Source organism: Flavobacterium sp. JLP (assembly GCF_015350755.1).
In the GTDB taxonomy this organism is placed as follows: Bacteria; Bacteroidota; Bacteroidia; order Flavobacteriales; family Flavobacteriaceae; genus Flavobacterium.
In genome coordinates, this window is record NZ_JADKPS010000001.1 from 534,148 (window position 1) to 552,427 (window position 18,280).

At 31.8% G+C, this 18,280-nt stretch carries 19 protein-coding genes; 12 read left to right on the forward strand and 7 right to left on the reverse strand.

Annotated elements, in window-relative coordinates; translation table 11 throughout:
* Positions 1 to 53: 53 nt before the first annotated feature.
* The 5 genes from IRZ83_RS02430 to IRZ83_RS02450 form a co-directional block, all read right to left on the reverse strand.
* On the reverse strand, positions 54 to 1,193 hold the full coding sequence (locus IRZ83_RS02430) for an aspartate aminotransferase family protein (RefSeq protein WP_194566599.1): 1,140 nt from the start codon (positions 1,191 to 1,193) through the stop codon (positions 54 to 56).
* 89 nt (positions 1,194 to 1,282) lie between these two features.
* Positions 1,283 to 2,260, reverse strand: a complete 978-nt coding sequence (gene argC, locus IRZ83_RS02435) for an N-acetyl-gamma-glutamyl-phosphate reductase (protein WP_194566601.1) — start codon at positions 2,258 to 2,260, stop codon at positions 1,283 to 1,285.
* Positions 2,253 to 3,446 carry an argininosuccinate synthase gene (locus IRZ83_RS02440; RefSeq protein WP_029269650.1) on the reverse strand — a complete coding sequence of 398 codons (1,194 nt, stop codon included), beginning with the start codon at positions 3,444 to 3,446 and terminating at the stop codon, positions 2,253 to 2,255. The genes argC and IRZ83_RS02440 overlap by 8 nt, the downstream gene beginning before the upstream one ends.
* Positions 3,447 to 3,510: 64 nt before the next feature.
* Complete coding sequence (locus tag IRZ83_RS02445) at positions 3,511 to 4,152, reverse strand: GNAT family N-acetyltransferase (protein ID WP_029269649.1); 642 nt, start codon at positions 4,150 to 4,152, stop codon at positions 3,511 to 3,513.
* Positions 4,153 to 4,747: 595 nt separating this feature from the next.
* Positions 4,748 to 7,018 (reverse strand): M1 family metallopeptidase, encoded by a 2,271-nt coding sequence (locus IRZ83_RS02450; protein ID WP_194566603.1) that lies wholly within the window; start codon positions 7,016 to 7,018, stop codon positions 4,748 to 4,750.
* Between the two features lie 186 nt (positions 7,019 to 7,204).
* Between IRZ83_RS02450 and IRZ83_RS02455 the strand changes: the two genes are divergently transcribed.
* From IRZ83_RS02455 to IRZ83_RS02465, 3 genes are all read left to right on the forward strand, one after another.
* Positions 7,205 to 8,056: an aldose 1-epimerase family protein gene (locus IRZ83_RS02455; RefSeq protein ID WP_194566605.1), complete on the forward strand. Its 852-nt coding sequence runs from the start codon at positions 7,205 to 7,207 to the stop codon at positions 8,054 to 8,056.
* 8 nt (positions 8,057 to 8,064) lie between these two features.
* Entirely contained in the window at positions 8,065 to 8,616 is a 552-nt protein-coding gene (locus IRZ83_RS02460) for a GNAT family N-acetyltransferase (protein WP_029269644.1), read from the forward strand.
* Between the two features lie 135 nt (positions 8,617 to 8,751).
* Positions 8,752 to 9,306 (forward strand): DUF3575 domain-containing protein, encoded by a 555-nt coding sequence (locus tag IRZ83_RS02465; RefSeq protein WP_194566607.1) that lies wholly within the window; start codon positions 8,752 to 8,754, stop codon positions 9,304 to 9,306.
* Here the strand turns inward: IRZ83_RS02465 and IRZ83_RS02470 are convergent, their stop codons facing one another.
* On the reverse strand, positions 9,307 to 9,534 hold the full coding sequence (locus tag IRZ83_RS02470) for a VF530 family DNA-binding protein (protein WP_029269640.1): 228 nt from the start codon (positions 9,532 to 9,534) through the stop codon (positions 9,307 to 9,309).
* A gap of 177 nt (positions 9,535 to 9,711) precedes the next feature.
* On the opposite strand from IRZ83_RS02470, the gene smpB reads away from it, so the two are divergent.
* The 3 genes from smpB (at position 9,712) to IRZ83_RS02485 (ending at position 11,980) form a co-directional block, all read left to right on the forward strand.
* Positions 9,712 to 10,167, forward strand: coding sequence for an SsrA-binding protein SmpB (smpB, locus tag IRZ83_RS02475; RefSeq protein WP_029269638.1), 456 nt, complete (start codon positions 9,712 to 9,714; stop codon positions 10,165 to 10,167).
* Positions 10,168 to 10,246: 79 nt separating this feature from the next.
* A complete protein-coding gene (locus IRZ83_RS02480; RefSeq protein ID WP_194566609.1) occupies positions 10,247 to 10,888 on the forward strand; it encodes a hypothetical protein in 642 nt (213 codons plus the stop codon).
* Positions 10,889 to 10,972: 84 nt separating this feature from the next.
* Positions 10,973 to 11,980: a helix-turn-helix domain-containing protein gene (locus IRZ83_RS02485; RefSeq protein ID WP_194566611.1), complete on the forward strand. Its 1,008-nt coding sequence runs from the start codon at positions 10,973 to 10,975 to the stop codon at positions 11,978 to 11,980.
* Between the two features lie 24 nt (positions 11,981 to 12,004).
* Here the strand turns inward: IRZ83_RS02485 and IRZ83_RS02490 are convergent, their stop codons facing one another.
* The gene (locus IRZ83_RS02490; protein WP_029269632.1) at positions 12,005 to 12,646 is read right to left on the reverse strand and encodes a protein-L-isoaspartate(D-aspartate) O-methyltransferase; all 642 of its coding nucleotides are present in this window, start codon (positions 12,644 to 12,646) and stop codon (positions 12,005 to 12,007) included.
* A gap of 211 nt (positions 12,647 to 12,857) precedes the next feature.
* Here IRZ83_RS02490 and IRZ83_RS02495 point away from each other — a divergent pair, with 211 nt between their 5' ends.
* From IRZ83_RS02495 to IRZ83_RS02520, 6 genes are all read left to right on the forward strand, one after another.
* Positions 12,858 to 13,823, forward strand: coding sequence for a Gfo/Idh/MocA family protein (locus tag IRZ83_RS02495; protein WP_029269628.1), 966 nt, complete (start codon positions 12,858 to 12,860; stop codon positions 13,821 to 13,823).
* 91 nt (positions 13,824 to 13,914) lie between these two features.
* A complete protein-coding gene (locus IRZ83_RS02500; RefSeq protein ID WP_194566613.1) occupies positions 13,915 to 14,802 on the forward strand; it encodes a 3-hydroxyacyl-CoA dehydrogenase family protein in 888 nt (295 codons plus the stop codon).
* Between the two features lie 15 nt (positions 14,803 to 14,817).
* On the forward strand, positions 14,818 to 15,312 hold the full coding sequence (locus tag IRZ83_RS02505; RefSeq protein WP_194566615.1) for a hypothetical protein: 495 nt from the start codon (positions 14,818 to 14,820) through the stop codon (positions 15,310 to 15,312).
* A gap of 7 nt (positions 15,313 to 15,319) precedes the next feature.
* Positions 15,320 to 15,979: a YggS family pyridoxal phosphate-dependent enzyme gene (locus IRZ83_RS02510; RefSeq protein ID WP_194566617.1), complete on the forward strand. Its 660-nt coding sequence runs from the start codon at positions 15,320 to 15,322 to the stop codon at positions 15,977 to 15,979.
* 63 nt (positions 15,980 to 16,042) lie between these two features.
* A complete protein-coding gene (locus IRZ83_RS02515) occupies positions 16,043 to 17,404 on the forward strand; it encodes an exonuclease domain-containing protein (RefSeq protein WP_029269619.1) in 1,362 nt (453 codons plus the stop codon).
* A 30-nt stretch (positions 17,405 to 17,434) separates the two neighbouring features.
* Entirely contained in the window at positions 17,435 to 18,274 is an 840-nt protein-coding gene (locus tag IRZ83_RS02520) for an ion transporter (RefSeq protein ID WP_194566619.1), read from the forward strand.
* Positions 18,275 to 18,280: the final 6 nt, after the last annotated feature.

The window sequence follows — 18,280 nt, forward strand, 5'->3', positions numbered from 1 at the left end:
TTAGGATACTATACTTTGTCTTTCGAAACCTGACAGGTTTTAAAAAACGAGAATTAGTTTTTTAATTCTTCTAAACTTTCTTTTAAAGCTTTTACAAACGTATCAATATCAGCTTTTTTCACAGTCAACGGGGGTAAAATTCTCAATAGATTTTTATTGTTGGCGCTTCCTGTAAAAATGTGTTTTTCCATGATTAGCTTTTTTCTCAAAGCTGCAACATCAAAATCGAACTCCACTCCAAGCATTAGGCCTTTTCCTTTTACTTGTTTGATGCCGTCAACTTCTTTGATTTTTTCTAAGAAATATTCATAAACTTCGTTTACATTTTTTTGTAAATCCAGTTTTTCAATTACATCCAAAACGGCAATTCCTGCTGCACAAGATAAATGGCTTCCGCCGAAAGTAGTTCCTAACAATCCGAAACTTGCTTCAAATTTTGGAGAAATTAAAATAGCTCCAACCGGAAAACCGTTACCCATTCCTTTTGCAACTGAAATAATATCAGCGTTGATTCCGTGATGTTGGAAAGCGAAGAATTTCCCGCTTCTTCCGTATCCTGATTGTACTTCGTCTAAAATCAAAACGACATCATGTTTTTTACATGCTTTTTCTAAAGCTTGAAAAAATTCCGTTGTTCCTTGGTCTAAACCTCCAACTCCTTGAATTCCTTCGATAATTACAGCAGTTACATCTCCTTTAGCCAGTTCAGCTTCAACTAATTCGATTTGGTTTAAAGGTAAAAATGTAACTTCTTGCTGCGCATTTAATGGGGCAACAATCTTTTTATTGTCTGTAACCGCAACAGCTGCAGAAGTTCTTCCATGAAATGAATTATCAAAAGCCACAACTCTTGATTTTCCGTTATGAAAAGAAGCTAATTTCAAAGCATTTTCGTTTGCTTCAGCTCCAGAACTACATAAAAACAATTCGTAATCTTCTAAACCAGAAAGTTTTCCTAGTTTCTGAGCCAATTCAACCTGTAAAGGATTTTGAATTGCATTTGAATAAAATCCTAAATGGTCTAATTGATTTTTAAGTTTAGCTACATAATCAGGCTGTGTGTGTCCGATAGAAATCACACCATGTCCACTGTATAAATCTAAGTATTCTACTCCTTTGTCGTCTGTAATTGTACAATCTACTGCTTTTACTGGAGTTATGTCGTATAATGGGTAAACGTTGAATAAGTTCATGAGTTTTTTTGTTTAAAGTTTCATGTTTCATGTTTCAAGTTGCGCACAGAACGTGAAACTTGAAACTTAAAACCTGAAACAAATTTTTTCTAAAATCCGCTTGGTTTCAAATGTAAACCTGTGGTTTCTTCAAGTCCGAACATTAAATTCATGTTTTGAATCGCTTGTCCTGAAGCACCTTTGGTTAAATTATCTATAATTGATGTTATGAGAACCCGGTTTCCTTTTTTCAATAAACTAATGATACATTTATTCGTTTGCACCACCTGTTTCATGTTGATGTTTGTTGTGGTTACGGTTACGAAAGGTTCATTTTTATAGAAATCTTCGTATTTCGCAACCAATTGTTCCAAACTATCATCTGAAAGTGTGTATAGTGTTGCAAAAATCCCTCTTGGAAAATCTCCTCTGTTCGGAATAAAAAGTAATTCGCTTTCGAAATCTTCTTGCAGCTGCACCAAACTTTCTGAAATTTCTCCTAAATGCTGGTGTTCAAAAGCTTTGTAATGCGACATATTATTGTTTCTCCAGCTAAAGTGCGAAGTTTCAGAAAGACTTACGCCTGCACCCGTACTTCCAGTTGTTGCGTTAATATGAACATCATTATTCAATCCGTTATTCTTAGCCAAAGGCAATAAAGCCAACTGAATCGCTGTAGCAAAACAACCTGGATTTGCAATATAATTTGCTTTTTTAATTTCAGCTTTGTTTAATTCTGGCAAACCATAAATAAAATCTTTTCCTTCGAAATGAGCATCTTTATTCAATCTGAAATCATTTCCTAAATCAATGATTTTTGTATGGCTTGCGAATTTATTTTCCTGTAAGAACGAAATTGATTTTCCGTGTCCCAAACATAAAAAAACCACATTTATGTCAGGATTTATTACATCAGTAAAATTCATTTCTATATCACCCATCAAATCGTGGTGCGCCACAGAAAGTGGTTTACCTGCATTTGTCGTACTGTAAACAAAATCGATGTTTACATTAGGATGATACATTAATATTCTGATGAGTTCTCCGGCTGTGTAACCAGAACCACCAATTATTCCGACATTAATCATGATCTAAATGATTTACAGATGAAAATATATTTTGAGCATTTCCTAAAATCTTAATAAATCCTTTTGCATCGTCAGATGTCCAGGCATTGTTCATTTCTCCATATTGACCAAAACCTGTATTCATTAAATCATTATCGGATTCAATTCCGTCAAGCGAAAAATGATATGGTTTTAAAGAAACGGTAACTATACCATTTACAGTATTTTGCGTGTCTTGTAGGAACGTTTCGATGTTTCTCATAACAGGATCTAAAAACTGACCTTCGTGAAATAACATTCCGTACCAGTTTCCTAATTGTTCTTTCCAGTATTGCTGCCATTTACCAAGAGTATGTTTTTCTAATAAATGGTGCGCTTTGATAATGATTAAAGGCGCAGCAGCTTCAAAACCAACTCTTCCTTTAATTCCGATAATCGTGTCACCTACGTGAATATCTCTTCCAATTGCAAAAGCATTTGCTAGTTTTTCAAGTGCCACAATATTATTTGAAGGTTTATCAAACTGACCGTTTAAACCAACTAATTCTCCTTTTTCAAAATGCAATCTTACTTTTTCTTCGCCTTCTTTTTGTAATTGTGAAGGATAAGCGTCACTTGGCAATGGCTGGCTTGAAGTTAATGTTTCTTTACCTCCAACACTTGTTCCCCAAAGTCCTTTATTAATAGAATATTGGGCTTTTTCCCAAGAATAGTGAACTCCATTTTTAGATAAATAATCAACTTCTTCTTGTCTTGAAAGTTTTAAATCTCTAATTGGCGTAATAATTTCGATTTCTGGAGCGATGGTTTGGAAAATTAAATCAAAACGAATTTGATCATTTCCTGCACCTGTACTTCCGTGTGCTATAGCGCTTGCACCAACTTTTTTAGCGTATTTTATAGCTTCAATTGCTTGAAAAACACGTTCTGCGCTTACTGATAAGGGATAAGTATTGTTTTTTAATACGTTTCCGAAAATCAAATATTTTATAGCTTTATCATAATATTTATCTACGATTGTAAGGTTTGCGTGCTGTGCACTTCCTAACTCGTAAGCTCTTTTTTCAATTGCTTCTAATTCTTCAGCATCAAATCCTCCTGTATCTACAAGTACGGTATGAACTTCGTATCCTTTTTCATTTTTTAAATATTTCAAACAATACGAGGTATCTAATCCTCCACTATAAGCTAATACAACTTTTTTCATTTTTTATAATTTAGGCTAATACTTTCGTATTTAGCAAGTTTGAGATTTCATTTTTTTTATATTCTTAAGATAAAAAACCAAAAGACAATATTTTATTTAAGAATAAAGCTTGTTTAATTTTTTTTAATCTTTTCAAAACAGCTTCATTAAAAGGATGTCTTGGAGGATCTTTTTGTTTTTCTTTAGGATCGTATAGCATTCCGGTGCAAAGACACATTTTGTTTTCTTTGCTTTTTAGAATTTCATAGTTTGTACAAGTTTTACAGCCTGACCAAAAACTTGGATCTGTAGTAAGTTCAGAGAAAGGCACTGGTTTATATCCTAAATCAGAGTTGATTTTCATTACTGCCAAACCTGTTGTTATTCCAAATATCTTAGCATCAGGATATCTCTTTAAAGAATAATCAAAAACTTTTGATTTTATCTTTTTTGCGAGACCTAAACTTCTATAATCCGGATGTACGATTAAGCCTGAGTGCGCTACGAATTTACCGTGCTGCCAACTTTCGATATAACAAAAACCTGCAAATTTTCCATCTGCCAGAGCAATCATCGCATCACCGTTCGACATTTTTTTCTGAATGTATTCAGGAGTTCTTTTAGCAATCCCCGTACCTCTTAACAAGGCAGATGATTCTATTGTATCGCAAATTTCCTGTGCGAATTTGAAGTGTTCTTCCTGAGTAACAACAATAGAGATTTTCATTTCAATAGTTGAAGTTAGAGTTAAAAATTAAAGCGTATTGTTTAGTTTGAAATCTAGAAATCAATCCAATAAAAATAGACAAAATAGAAGTAACATTCTCAAAATCAAAAACTTGATTAAGAAAATTTACAAAATAATATATACTTTTAGGATATGTTTGTCCAATGGACAAATGGTGTGATTTCAAAATGAAAAATGAATATAAATAAATACGCGGCGAAAAACTCTGTGAATACTATAGAGATAGCATCCGTACTTCGGGAGAAGTAGCAGGTGAGTTTGTCCGTGACAAAGAAGTTATATGTAAACTTATTTTATTCATCGGTTGCAAAATTACACTATTTTTTAATTCACAAAACAAAAAATTAAAATTCTAACATTTTTTTAATGTATTGTTAATTTCTTAAAGCACAAAGGTTGTGCGGTATTAAGATGCTAAGGTTTTTAGTTTCTGAGTTTTATTTAGAGTTTAAAGCCTTAAAAGATCAAGTGTCAACTTTAAATATTAAACTTGGAAAACTCAAAACAAATTAAAATAAAAACCCGATAGTTTTTTACAACTATCGGGTTTTAAATATTTTATAAATTGATATTTTTATTTCTTTGTAAAGGGAATCGTTTGTCCGTTACCTAAAAAGATCAAATCAACGCCTGTTTTAGCTTCATTAAATTTAAATTTAACTCCTGCTCTTTTTGATTGAAAAGTATCTTTTTCACCTTCAACCGGCTCAATAGCAAATTTTGGATAGTTTGGCAATTCAGCATATAATACACTATTTTTCTCAGTAAGCTCAATTGTAATTGGTGCTTTTGCAGTAGTATAATTTCCTATATAGCTGTCTAAAATAATATCTTTTTCAAGCTTGCCTTTTGCAGCAGTCCAAACATTGTTAGTTAAATTATAATCCGGAAAAACATGATCAGGATCAAGAGTTATACTTTCAATTTCTTCAGTCGAATTATATTTAAAAGACCAGTCATTATTACGCTGCCAAATTTCTACAGGCAATTTAACTCTAGACACTTTTCCACTTTTTGTTTTTACATCTAAAATAACTGGCATTGGCATTTTTTCAAAATTCTCAACTGCAATTACAACTCCTTTTGCTGGATCGTTTTTTACATATTTAATAGAATTTATTCCTTGATCAAATCTCCAATTATTTACAAACCAGCTTCTCCAGAACCAGCTTAAATCTTCTCCAGCAACATTTTCTATTGTTCTGAAAAAATCATCTGGAGTTGGGTGTTTATATGCCCAACGCTCTACATAAGTACGCAAAGCTTTATCAAAACGCTCTTCTCCTAAAATTTGTTCTCTTAAAATAACTAATCCTGAACTTGGTTTAGAGTAGCATAAAAGGCCAATATTAGCTTCCTTCATATTATCAGGAGAACTCATTATTGTCTCAGTTTTTGGATTTGTATAACGATCTGCTAATTCATGCAAATCTTCTGGATCTTGTTTGTATTCTCCTTTATTAAAATCATATGAACTTACTGAGTTGATAAAAGTATTAAAACCTTCATCCATCCAAGCAAATAAACGCTCATTTGAACCTACAATCATTGGAAACCAAATGTGCCCGAATTCGTGATCTGTAACTCCCCATAAATCATCTCCTTTAGATTTCCATCCGCAAAAAACAATTCCTGGATATTCCATTCCACCTTCATTTCCTGCTACGTTTGTTGCAACAGGATAAGGATATTCAAACCATCTTTTAGAATAATTTTCGATTGATGATTTTACGTATTCTGTAGAACGTCCGTAAGCATCATTTCCAGCACTTTCAACTGGGTAAGCAGATAAAGCCAAAGCTTTTTTGCCACTTGGCAAGTTTATTTTTGCTCCATCTAAAATAAAAGCCGGAGACGAAGCCCAAGAAAAATCACGGGCATTTTTTATTTGATAATGCCAAGTGTTCTCAGATGTTACATTTGAATTTGCAGTTGCAGCAACTTCATCAGCAGAACGAATCATAACTGTTTTATCGCTTTGAGAAGCTTCTTTATAACGTTTAAATTGCTCAGCAGGCAAAACTTCTGCTCCATTTAATAATTCTCCAGAACCCACAACATAATGATTTGCTGGAACAGTAATGTTGACATCAAAATCGCCATATTCTAAATAAAACTCAGACGCACCTAAGTAAGGAGCTGTGTTCCAACCACGTATATCATCATAGACACACATACGCGGATACCATTGTGCGATTGTAAATATTTTACCGTTTTTAGTTTCTAAAACTCCCATCCTATCAGATCCCTCAAACGGAGCAATAAATGAGAATTCGATTTTAATTTTTACAGCACCGCCTTTTGAAGCCAGCTCTTCAGGAAGAAAAATCTGCATTCTGGTATCTGTAACGATATATTTTGCTTCAACTTCAACTTTTTTCTTTCCAATAGAAATTACTTTTACTGATTTTATTTTATTTCCGCCATCAAAAACTTGACCTTGCGCTCCATTGCGACTGCCAGATAATGGCACTACGGCATTTCCTCTCGAATCTTCTTTGAATAAATTTTGATCTAAATTAAGCCAAACAAATGACAATTTATCTGGGCTGTTATTGGTGTATGTAATTTCATCAGTACCAATAATTTCATTTGTGGTTCCGTTTAACTTTGCCGTTAATTGATAATCCGCTCTATTTTGCCAATATTCTACGCCTGGCTGACCGCTCGCAGAACGAGTTGACGTTCCGTTTTTAGTGTAAAAATGTGGTGCAAAAGCATCATGATAACTGTAATTATTAACTGGATTTACTGCTGTTGTCGCTGGCGTTTGTTGTGCCGAAACAGAAGAAATCCCAACAAACAAAGCCATGGTTAGTAAGGCTTTTGAGGATTGAATTTTCATATTTTTTAGCTGTTTATATAGCAAATTAATGAAAAAAAAAGCTATTTACAGAGAAAACATGAGCTTTAAATTTATTTTTATCAAAATTTTAATAGAAAAAATAATTTAAGTCATTTCTTTCAAAAACTAAAATTTATAAAATATATTTACGTCAACATTAAATTAATTTATATCAATATCAATATTTTGAACACAACCATCTCAAATTCAAAACTTAAAGCCTCTATAAAACATTCTGGAGCTGAATTGTTTTCATTAAAGAACAACCAAGACAAAGAAATTATCTGGGAGGGAAATCCTGATTTTTGGGGAAAGCATTCTCCTGTTCTTTTTCCGATTGTGGGTACTTTAAAAAATAATACTTATACCATTAATGAAAAAGAATATCAATTATCACGTCATGGTTTTGCTCGTGATATGGAATTTGAATTGATTGCAAAAACGGATAATAGCGCGGCATTTTCATTAAAATCTAATGAAGAAACGCTAAAAAAATATCCTTTTAATTTTGAATTGCAGTTGATTTATACACTTGAAGAAACTTCTTTAGAAATTGCATATAAAGTTATTAATAAAGGTGAAACCCAAATACCTTTTTCGATTGGGGCTCATCCTGCTATTGCACTGCCTGAAAACTTTGAAAATTATGCTTTTGAATTTGAAAAAGAAGAAATTTTAAGATACAATCTTTTAGAAAATGATCTAATTTCGAATAAAACAGAAATCTTAGCAGCAAAAGAAAATCTAATACCTTTAAACTATAAACTTTTCGAAAACGATGCTTTAGTTTTTAAAACTTTACAATCAAATTCTCTTACCATTCTTGAAAATTCAAAACCGTACGTAAAAGTTGAATTTGAAGATTTTCCTAGTTTAGGCATTTGGACTAAAGATCAAGCACCTTTTGTATGCATTGAACCTTGGTTTGGATATTCGGACACTGCAGATAATTCAGGAGATTTATTTAAAAAAGAAGGAATTATAATTTTGGATGTGCATCAAACTTTTCATTCAAAATTCAGTATCACAATCTTATAATTAAAAAAATGCTAGAATTTAACTTTCACCCATTTCCGGTAATAGAAACAGAGCGATTGCTTCTAAGACGAATTACAAATGATGACGTAAATGAAATTTTTGAATTGCGTTCGAATCCAGAAACCATGAAATATATCCCAAGGCCTTTAGCAAAAAATACTGAAGACGCCTTAGAACATATAACCGTTATTGAAGATAAAATTGTAACAAACGTTGGAATCAATTGGGGAATTACTTTAAAAGACAATCCAAAACTTCTTGGTATTATTGGTTATTACAGAATGCAGCCTGAAAATTACAGAGCAGAAATTGGCTATATGTTATTGCCCGAATTTCACGGAAAAGGAATTGTCCCAGAAGCCGTAAATCGCCTTATAACGTATGGTTTTGATGATTTAAAATTACACTCAATCGAAGCTGTAATCGCTCCCGAAAACTTAGCATCTGAAAAAGTACTTCAAAAGTGCGGCTTTATTAAAGAAGCTCATTTTAAAGAATCAGAATTTTACGAAGGCCGTTTTTTAGATAAGGTAATATACTCATTATTAAACACTAAGTGATTTAATGATTTATTATACCAAAATATTCATGTTAAATTAAGGTTTTTAAATAAAACTAAATAAAGGTTTACGTTATATTTGCAGGCAAAATAAGTAATCATCTCTTATTTTTAATACCACGAAAACCTATTTTTTATGAAAAAATATTTAGTTCTAATTGTTCTTTTCTTCTCAATTCAGTCTCAAAGCCAGACTTTTATAAAATTTAATGGAGCAACGGCTTTGTTTGCAATACCCAATATTGGAATTGAAACAAGCATTGGAGAAAAAACAACTTTTAGTGTTGATGTGATGGCTTCTTTTTGGGAATCTTTCAATGGACACAACCCTATGAAATTTTACACCTTAACTCCTGAAGTTCGTTATCATTTTAAAGAAAAATATAATGGATTTTACTTAGGTGCACATGCAGGACCAGATGTATACGAATTGCAAAAATGGAATTATTGGGATAGTAATAAATATGAACATGGTTTTGGTTACCGATTAGGAGTTACAGCCGGTTATAATCTTAAGCTAAGCGATAAGTTTTTATTAGACTTTTTTGCTGGAGCCGGATGGCATCAAGGTTTTTATCACGGGTATTACAATGATGGAACGCCTGGAAGATATGAAAGAGCAAAAAACTGGAATAAAAGTGGTGAATGGCTTCCGTATCGTGGAGGTGTTATGATTTCGTATAAATTATAATTATTCGGTAAATTTAGGAAGGGATTTTACGTATAAATCTTCGACTTTTTTGCGCGCCCAATCAGTTTTTCTTAAAAAAGTAAGACTCGATTTTATACTCGGATTTGATAGAAAGCATTTTACAGGAATGAGTTCGCCTAAAGTATCAAAACCATAATGTGCTACTAATTTTTCAAGTATATTTTGAAGTGTGATTCCGTGCAGCGGATCTTTAGATTGATTTTGCATTTTATTATTATTAAAATATATAATAAAAGACCATACGTTAAAAAGGTATGGTCTTTCTTTTTTTACAAAATTAGTAAATTGAGATTTAAATTATCCATTCAAGTCATAGATTAAAAAATATCTTTAATTATCTTAGATTACATTAAAGTTTTTCAATTTTGTTTTACATTTGCTACTATGTTAAAATCAGTCAATATATTAAATAAAAGAGCCCGATTCGATTATGAGATAATCGATACTTACACGGCCGGAATCGTTTTATCTGGAACCGAAATTAAATCTATACGTTTAGGCAAAGCTAATATTACCGAAAGTTTTTGTGAATTTAGCAACCTTGAGCTTTTTGCAATCAATACTTATATCGAAGAATATTCATTTGGAAATCAGTTCAATCACAAATCAAGAAGTGAAAGAAAATTGCTTTTGAATAAAAAAGAATTAAAAACACTTCACAAAAATGTTCAGGCAAAAGGACTTACTATTGTCCCTCTAAAATTATTTACTAACGAAAAAGGTTTGGCAAAACTGCAAATTGGTCTTTGTAAAGGAAAGAAAAACTACGACAAACGCGAGTCTCTAAAAGAACAAGACACAAAACGAGATTTGGACCGTATTAAAAAAGCTTTCAACTAAAAAACCTTTAATTTTCTGATAAGCAGATATTTATTAATATTTTATAGCTAACTTTATATAAACAATTTAACTATAAAATATGAAAAAGTACTTAATTCTGTTGATTGCTGTAATCTCACTTTTTAGTTGTGGCAGTAATACTTCTATAGTAAATAGCTGGAGAGATCCAAAAATAACAGTCGCTCAAGAAAATTTCAAAAAAGTTTTGGTTGTCGCTTTAGTCAAAGATGAAGCCTCAAGAAGAACTGCGGAAAATCGAGTTGCAGCAAGTAATCCTATTTTTAAAACATCTTATCAGTATTTAAACGAAACCACTTCGCAACTTACACAAGAGCAAAAGTTAAAAATATTACATGACGAAAACTTCGACGGAGTTGTTACAATGCGTTTGGTAAGCAAAGAAAAAGAAACGAATTATGTTCCTGGAACTTATACCGGAATGTATTACGGAGGATTTGATGGGGTTTATACAGGAATGTACGGATATGGTTTTGGAAATTGGTATGGAATGTATTCGCCAAACTTCTACGATCCAGGATATTACCAAGAAACCACTTCTTATATGGTTGAAACGAATATTTTTTCATTGAAAGAAAACAAATTAATCTGGACCGGAACTACAAAATCTGAATATGTAACTGATTTAGGCCAAACAGTTGATGCAATTATGCAGGCAGTTGTAAAAGAAATGAGAAAAGACGGCTCTCTGCCTCCAAAATAAAACTAAAAAAAGCAACTTATAATCTGTTGCTTTTTTTATAAAACAAAAATTGACTAAATTTGTCAAGACCAGAATAATCATATAATGAAATTACTTCTTAAAAATGCTCGCGAAAGAAAAGGTCTAAAAACTCGCGAAGTTGCACAGCTTTTAGGTATTGACCAGGCGCTCATCAGTAAATTTGAATCAGGAACAAGAAAACCAACCAAAGATCAAATTTCAAAATTGGCTAAGCTCTTAGAAATTGATCTTGAAACTTTAATGATTGCATGGCTAAAAGAAAAAATTCTATATGAAATTGGCGATGAAGAATTTGCTTTGAAAGCATTGATTTTAGCTGAGCAGGAAATTCAAAAAAACAAAAAAGAGACAAACTCAATAATAATATCTTCTTTTCAAACTATTTTAGATGAAATTGAAATATTAAAAAATAAAATTCAATCTTTTAATCATTTTGAATTACGTCAAATTTCAAAGACTTTAGAATTAGAATTCATCTTTAAAAGTATTTTTTTAAACGGAAATCCTTTAACAATGGAAGAAACTAAATTAGTCATAAATGATGGATTGACAATTAACGGCAAAAGCATGCATAATCATCTTGAAGCGATTAATTTTCAAGAGACAATATTATATATCAAGGATTTAAGTCAAAAAAAAACAGCTCTTAATGAAAAAGAATTTCTCTTCATACATAATTTAATTTTTAGAGGAATTGAATCTGAAAATTCAGGAAAATATAAAAACGATTTATTGATTACGCGTGAAATGAATTTATTTTTCAATTGGTATGAATCGCATAAAAATAATATTCACCCCATAATTCTTGCAGCTGAAGCACATTTAAAAATACTTGAAATTAATCCTTTTGAAACCGGAAATCTTCAAATGGCACATTTGACATTAAACTGGATTTTACTTCAAAACAACTACACATATACTTCAATAGAAGGAAATCAAAATAGTATAACTGAATATTTTTCTGTTTTGGAAGAAAGCAAAATCAAGAATGATAAATCGATTTTTATTCATTATATCCTTAGAATTGAAAAACAAAATCTAAAACGAGCTGTGCAGTTATCTGAAAAATAAAAGCCCACGTAATGGGCTTTATTCTTAATTTTTATCTTCTAGCAAAGGAACAAATCGAAACTCTCCAAACTCATGTTTTTCAAATTGCGTTTCATTTTTTCTTATTAATAAAGTCATAATCTGAACATCTTCACCAAGCGGAATAACCAGCCTTCCTCCTATTTTTAATTGCGCCATTAATGGCTGTGGAATAATAGGAGCTCCCGCCGTAACAATTATGCTGTCAAACGGAGCGTAACTAGGTAATCCTTTATAACCGTCCCCAAAAGATAGATGTTTAGGACGAATATTTAATTTAGGAAATAAATTTGAAGTAGTTTTAAACAATTCGTTTTGTCTTTCAATACTATAAACTTTGGCGCCTAACATACACAAAACAGCAGTTTGATAACCAGAACCTGTTCCTATTTCAAGAATTTTATGTTCTTTTTTAACCTCTAACAATTGCGATTGAAAAGCAACTGTATAAGGCTGTGAAATTGTTTGCCCTGCTCCTATAGGAAATGCTTTATCCTGATAAGCATAATCTTCAAAACTTGAATTCAAAAAAAGGTGTCTTGGGATTTTTTTTATCGCATCTAAGACTGCTCTGTCAGTAATTCCTTTTTGTTCTAAAGTGCTTACTAATTGATTACGAAGTCCTTGATGTTTGGCAGTGTCTTTCAAAATGGGTAGGTTTTATTTTGGCAAAAATAAGAAACAAAACAGTAAATCAAATATTGATTTTTAATTATTAAATTAATAATGTCAAAAGTGAAAAGCCGAAAGTCAAAAGCCCTAGCTGATAATTTATAATTCATAATTCACAACTCACAATTAGTTAAATTCATTTTTACATTCAACAAATAAATTCTATTTTTGTTTAAAATACATTCTCATGTTAAAAGTAGGAGTTTTAGGTGCTGGTCATCTTGGTAAAATACATTTACGCTTATTACAACAATCTGACCAATACGAATTAGTTGGATTTTACGACGAAAATCAGGAAAATGCCGAAAGAATTTCAAAAGAGTTTGGCTATAAAAACTTCAGCACAATTGCAAAATTAATACATGCCGTGGATGTTATTGATATTGTAACTCCAACACTTTCACACTACAAATGTGCAAAAGTAGCTATCAAATCTGGAAAACATATTTTTATAGAAAAACCTATTGCTAATACTGTAGAGGAAGCAGAAGAAATTATAGCTTTAGCAAAAGAATACAATGTAAAAGGTCAAGTTGGTCACGTAGAGCGCTTTAATCCAGCTTTTATTGCGACAAAAAATATGATCGAAAATCCCATGTTTATTGAGACACATCGTTTAGCTGAATTCAATCCGCGTGGTACAGATGTTCCTGTAGTTCTGGATTTAATGATTCATGATATTGATGCCATTTTGAGTGTTGTACATTCTAAAGTAAAAGATATTCATGCAAGTGGAGTTTCTGTAATTAGTGATACTCCAGATATTGCCAATGCCAGAATTGAATTCGAAAATGGTTGTGTTGCCAATTTAACCGCCAGCAGAATTTCGATGAAAAACATGCGTAAAACACGTTTTTTTCAAAGAGATGCTTACATTTCAGTTGACTTTTTAGAGAAAAAATGTGAAGTGGTTCGTATGAAAGATGCACCGGAAGTTCCAGGAGATTTTGATATGATTCTGCAAAATGCTGAAGGTGTAAAAAAACAAATCTATTTTACAAATCCTGATGTAGAGCAAAACAATGCTATTCTTGATGAATTAGAATCTTTTGCAAATGCAATCAATACAGATACAACTCCAGTTGTAACTCTTGAACAAGCTACAGATGCGTTGCGTGTAGCGTATCAAATTATTGATTGTTTCGACAAATAAAATAAGTAATTTTTAAATAAAATTAGCCACGAGTTCACGAAATAATTGGTGAATTCGTGGCTAAATCATAAATATAATACCAATATATAAAATGAAAACTATAGCTGTAATTGGTGCGGGAACAATGGGTAACGGAATCGCTCATACCTTTGCACAAAGCGGATTTACTGTAAAATTAATCGACGTTTCTGAAAAATCATTAGATAAAGGAATGGCAACTATTGCCGCCAATTTAGATCGAATGCTGTCTAAAGGCACAATTACTCAGGAGGATGTTGCGAAAACAATTACTAATATTATCACTTATACTGATATTAAAGATGGCGTTGTTGGTGTTGATTTAGTTGTAGAAGCGGCTACTGAAAATGTCGAACTAAAACTTAATATTTTCAAGCAATTAAACGAAGCTTGTTCTCACAATACGATTTTAGCAACCAATACTTCTTCTATTTCAATAACACAAATTGGTTCTGTTGTTACACATCCTGAGCGCGTTATCGGAATGCATTTTATGAATCCGGTGCCAATTATGAAATTAGTTGAAATCATCCGTGGTTATAACACAAGCGATGAAGTCACAAAAATCATCATGGATTTATCTGAAAAACTAGGAAAAACTCCTGTTGAAGTAAACGATTATCCTGGTTTCGTAGCCAACAGAATTTTAATGCCAATGCTAAACGAAGCAATCGAAACGTTATACAATAAAGTAGCTGGTGTTTATGAAATTGATACTGTAATGAAATTAGGAATGGGGCATCCAATGGGACCGCTTCAACTAGCTGATTTTATTGGTCTAGATGTTTGTCTTGCTATTTTAAATGTAATGTACGAAGGTTTCAAAAATCCAAAATATGCACCTTGCCCTCTTTTAGTTAATATGGTAAGAGCAGGAAAACTAGGCGTAAAATCTGGCGCAGGTTTTTATGATTATAGTGAAAGTAAAAAAGCAGAGAAAATCTCTAAGCAATTTTTATAAAATCTCGCTTATTCAATGAAAAAAATATTTTTATTAGTCATTTTAATAATTTTTAGTTTAGTTGCTCTTTATTATTACAAACCAGTGATTATTAATTATTTCTTTGGAATAGCCCGAATTTTAAAACAAGAAAACGGTTATCAATTAGATATCAATAACAAAAAGCACGATAACTGTGTCTTTAAAAGCACCGAGAGTTTTGATAAAAAACGAAAACACAATTTTTTAATTTTATATTTAAGAGATTTAGATATAAAATCAAACTTTGAAATAATAGTTGTAAATCTTGATGAAAAAGTAGTAGGTTATACTTGTGGTTCCTTTGATTGCTATGATAAAGTATTCGGGAGTCTTTTTCAAAGTGATATGGGATCGTTTTATACACCTTTAGAAGATGATGCAAAAGGTCCTGGATTCGATACTCAATTAAAAATGGAAAACAAAAAGATCGATTTTTACATTCCATCGGAAAGAAAGGAAAGATTACATATTCTGCTTTCAAAAAAATAAAATAAAAATGTCAATAGCATCAAACTTAAATACAATCAAAGCTAGTTTACCTGAACACGTAACTCTTGTTGCCGTTTCTAAAACAAAACCTGTTTCAGACTTAATGCAAGCCTATGAAGCGGGACAGCGCATTTTTGGAGAAAACAAAATCCAGGAAATGACGGAGAAATGGGAAGAAATGCCAAAAGACATTCAATGGCATATGATTGGTCATGTTCAAACCAATAAAGTTAAATTTATGGCACCATTTGTGAGCTTAATTCATGGTGTTGACAGTTTGAAATTATTACAGGAAATCAACAAACAAGCTTTAAAAAATAATAGAATAATAGATTGTCTACTTCAAATATATATTGCAGAAGAAGAATCTAAATTTGGTTTAGATGAAAATGAATTAAATGAATTATTATCTTCAAAAGAGCTCAAAGAAATGAAAAACATTCGTATCTTAGGGTTAATGGGGATGGCAACTTTCACAGAAGATCAAAACCAAATTAAAAAAGAATTTACCCATTTAAAATCGATTTTTGATTCAATTCAAACACTGCAAACTGAAAACTGCAAACCAAATACTATTTCCATGGGAATGTCTGGAGATTATCAATTAGCAATTGAATCCGGAAGCACAATGGTCCGAATAGGAAGCAGCATTTTTGGAGGAAGATAATATTATTAACAATGTAAAGAAGCAGTTTTCTGCGACTCTGCAAACTGAGACTGAATACTAAATTTGTACGCAATACTAGACATAGAAACTACTGGAGGCCAGTTTAATGAGGAAGGAATTACTGAAATCGCCATTTATAAATTTGATGGTCACGAAGTAATTGACCAATTCATTAGCCTTGTTAATCCCGAAATTCCGATTCAGCCTTTCGTAGTAAAGCTAACCGGAATAAATAATGCTATGCTGCATTCTGCCCCAAAGTTTTTTGAAGTTGCAAAACGAATTATAGAAATCACTTCAGATTGTATTATTGTAGCTCACAATGCCTCTTTCGACTACCGAATTTTACGAACCGAATTCAGACGTTTAGGTTATGATTTTGAAGCCAGAACCCTTTGTACAGTTGAATTGGCAAAAAAATTAATTCCAGAACAGCCTTCTTACAGTTTAGGAAAATTAGTTCGTGCTTTAGGTATTCCTATGGCAGACAGGCATCGTGCCAGCGGAGATGCAATGGCAACGACAAAGTTGTTTAAAATGCTTTTAGAAAAAGACTTAGAAAAAACAATTGTAAAAGATTTTATAAAACTAGAAGTTGAAAAAGGTATTGCTCCAAAATTTTTAGACCTTTTAAGCCAAATGCCAGCTAAAACAGGTATCTATTATATTTATAACGAAAGTGGCAATTTGATTTACATTGGCAAAAGCCAAAATATAAAAAAAAGAATAAATCAGCACTTTACCGGAATTACAACAAAAAGCAAAAAAATTCAAGCCGAAGTTTTTACTATTACTTATGACGAAACGGGCAGTGAATTGATTGCCCTTTTAAAAGAAAGCGAAGAAGTAAAAATCAACCGACCAAAATATAATCGTTCTCAGAAAAAAACGTTTTTCCCTTATGCTTTGTATTTAGAAAAGGATGCAAATGGCTATCAGAATTTAAAAATTGAAAAAGCAGACGGTCGAAAAAAGGAAATTACGTCTTTTACTTCTATACAAGAAGGTAAAAATTTACTTTTCAAATTCACAGCAAAGTATCATCTTTGTCAAAAGCTGACTGGATTATATCAAAGCAAAAAAGAGTGCTTTCAATATAAAATAAAAGAATGTGACGGTGCCTGCATTGGCAAAATAAGTACAGAAGAATACAATATTCGCGTTCAGCAATTTATAACTGAAAACAGTTTTGACAACAAAAGCATGATCTTGCTCGATAGAGGCCGAAACGTAAACGAAAGAAGCGCAATTTTAATAGAAAATGGAATATATAAAGGATATGCATATTACGATCTAAATTACCAGATTACTAATATTGAAATCTTAAAAAATATTTTAATTCCAATGCAGCATAATCGCGATGTAAAAAACATCATTAACAATCACATCCGTAAAAGCAAATCGCTAAAAATTCTTCATTTTTAACAAAACAAAACTTTCATTATCTTCGCCGATATGAAAAAATCGAAACCAAAATACGAAATATTCAGAGAAAAAATCAAAGTAATTCTATATGGTACAAACACCATCTTAGGAAGAATGTTCGATTTAGTTTTACTGGGATTGATTTTGCTAAGTGTTCTCTTAATCATGATGGAAACCGTTCAAGGAATCAATCAAAAATATCATTCACAACTTATTATCTGTGAATGGATTATAACTGCATTTTTTACCATAGAATATTTTTTGCGTATTATTTCGATTCAAAAACCAATAAAATACATCTTTAGTTTTTACGGAATTATCGACTTGCTTGCAGTTTTGCCAATGTATTTGTCGATATTTTTTCCAGGCGCCAGTATTTTATCTATTGTAAGAGCACTGCGTTTCTTTAGATTGTTTAAGATATTGCATATTCCTCAAATCTCACATCAGTCTGTACAATTGCGCGAAGCGATTGAAGCCAGCAAAGAAAAGATATTAGTTTTTATCTATTTTGTTTTGATCAGTACTATAATAATTGGTTCGATAATGTACTTGGTCGAAGGCAGAGAGTCTGGATTCACAAGTATCCCCATGAGTATTTATTGGACAATTGTAACTTTAACAACGGTTGGATATGGCGATATATCACCACAAACACCATTAGGGCAATTTATTGCTGCTTTAGTCATGATATTAGGTTATGGGATCATAGCCGTACCAACGGGAATCGTAACAGCAGAATTTGCAAAAAGCAGTTTAAGAAATAGCGCAGTAAGTACAAAAAAAATATGTACAAATTGTAATTCCCAAGTTCATTTTGACAATGCAAAGTATTGTTATGAATGCGGAAACGAATTACCAAATAATTAATTTAAG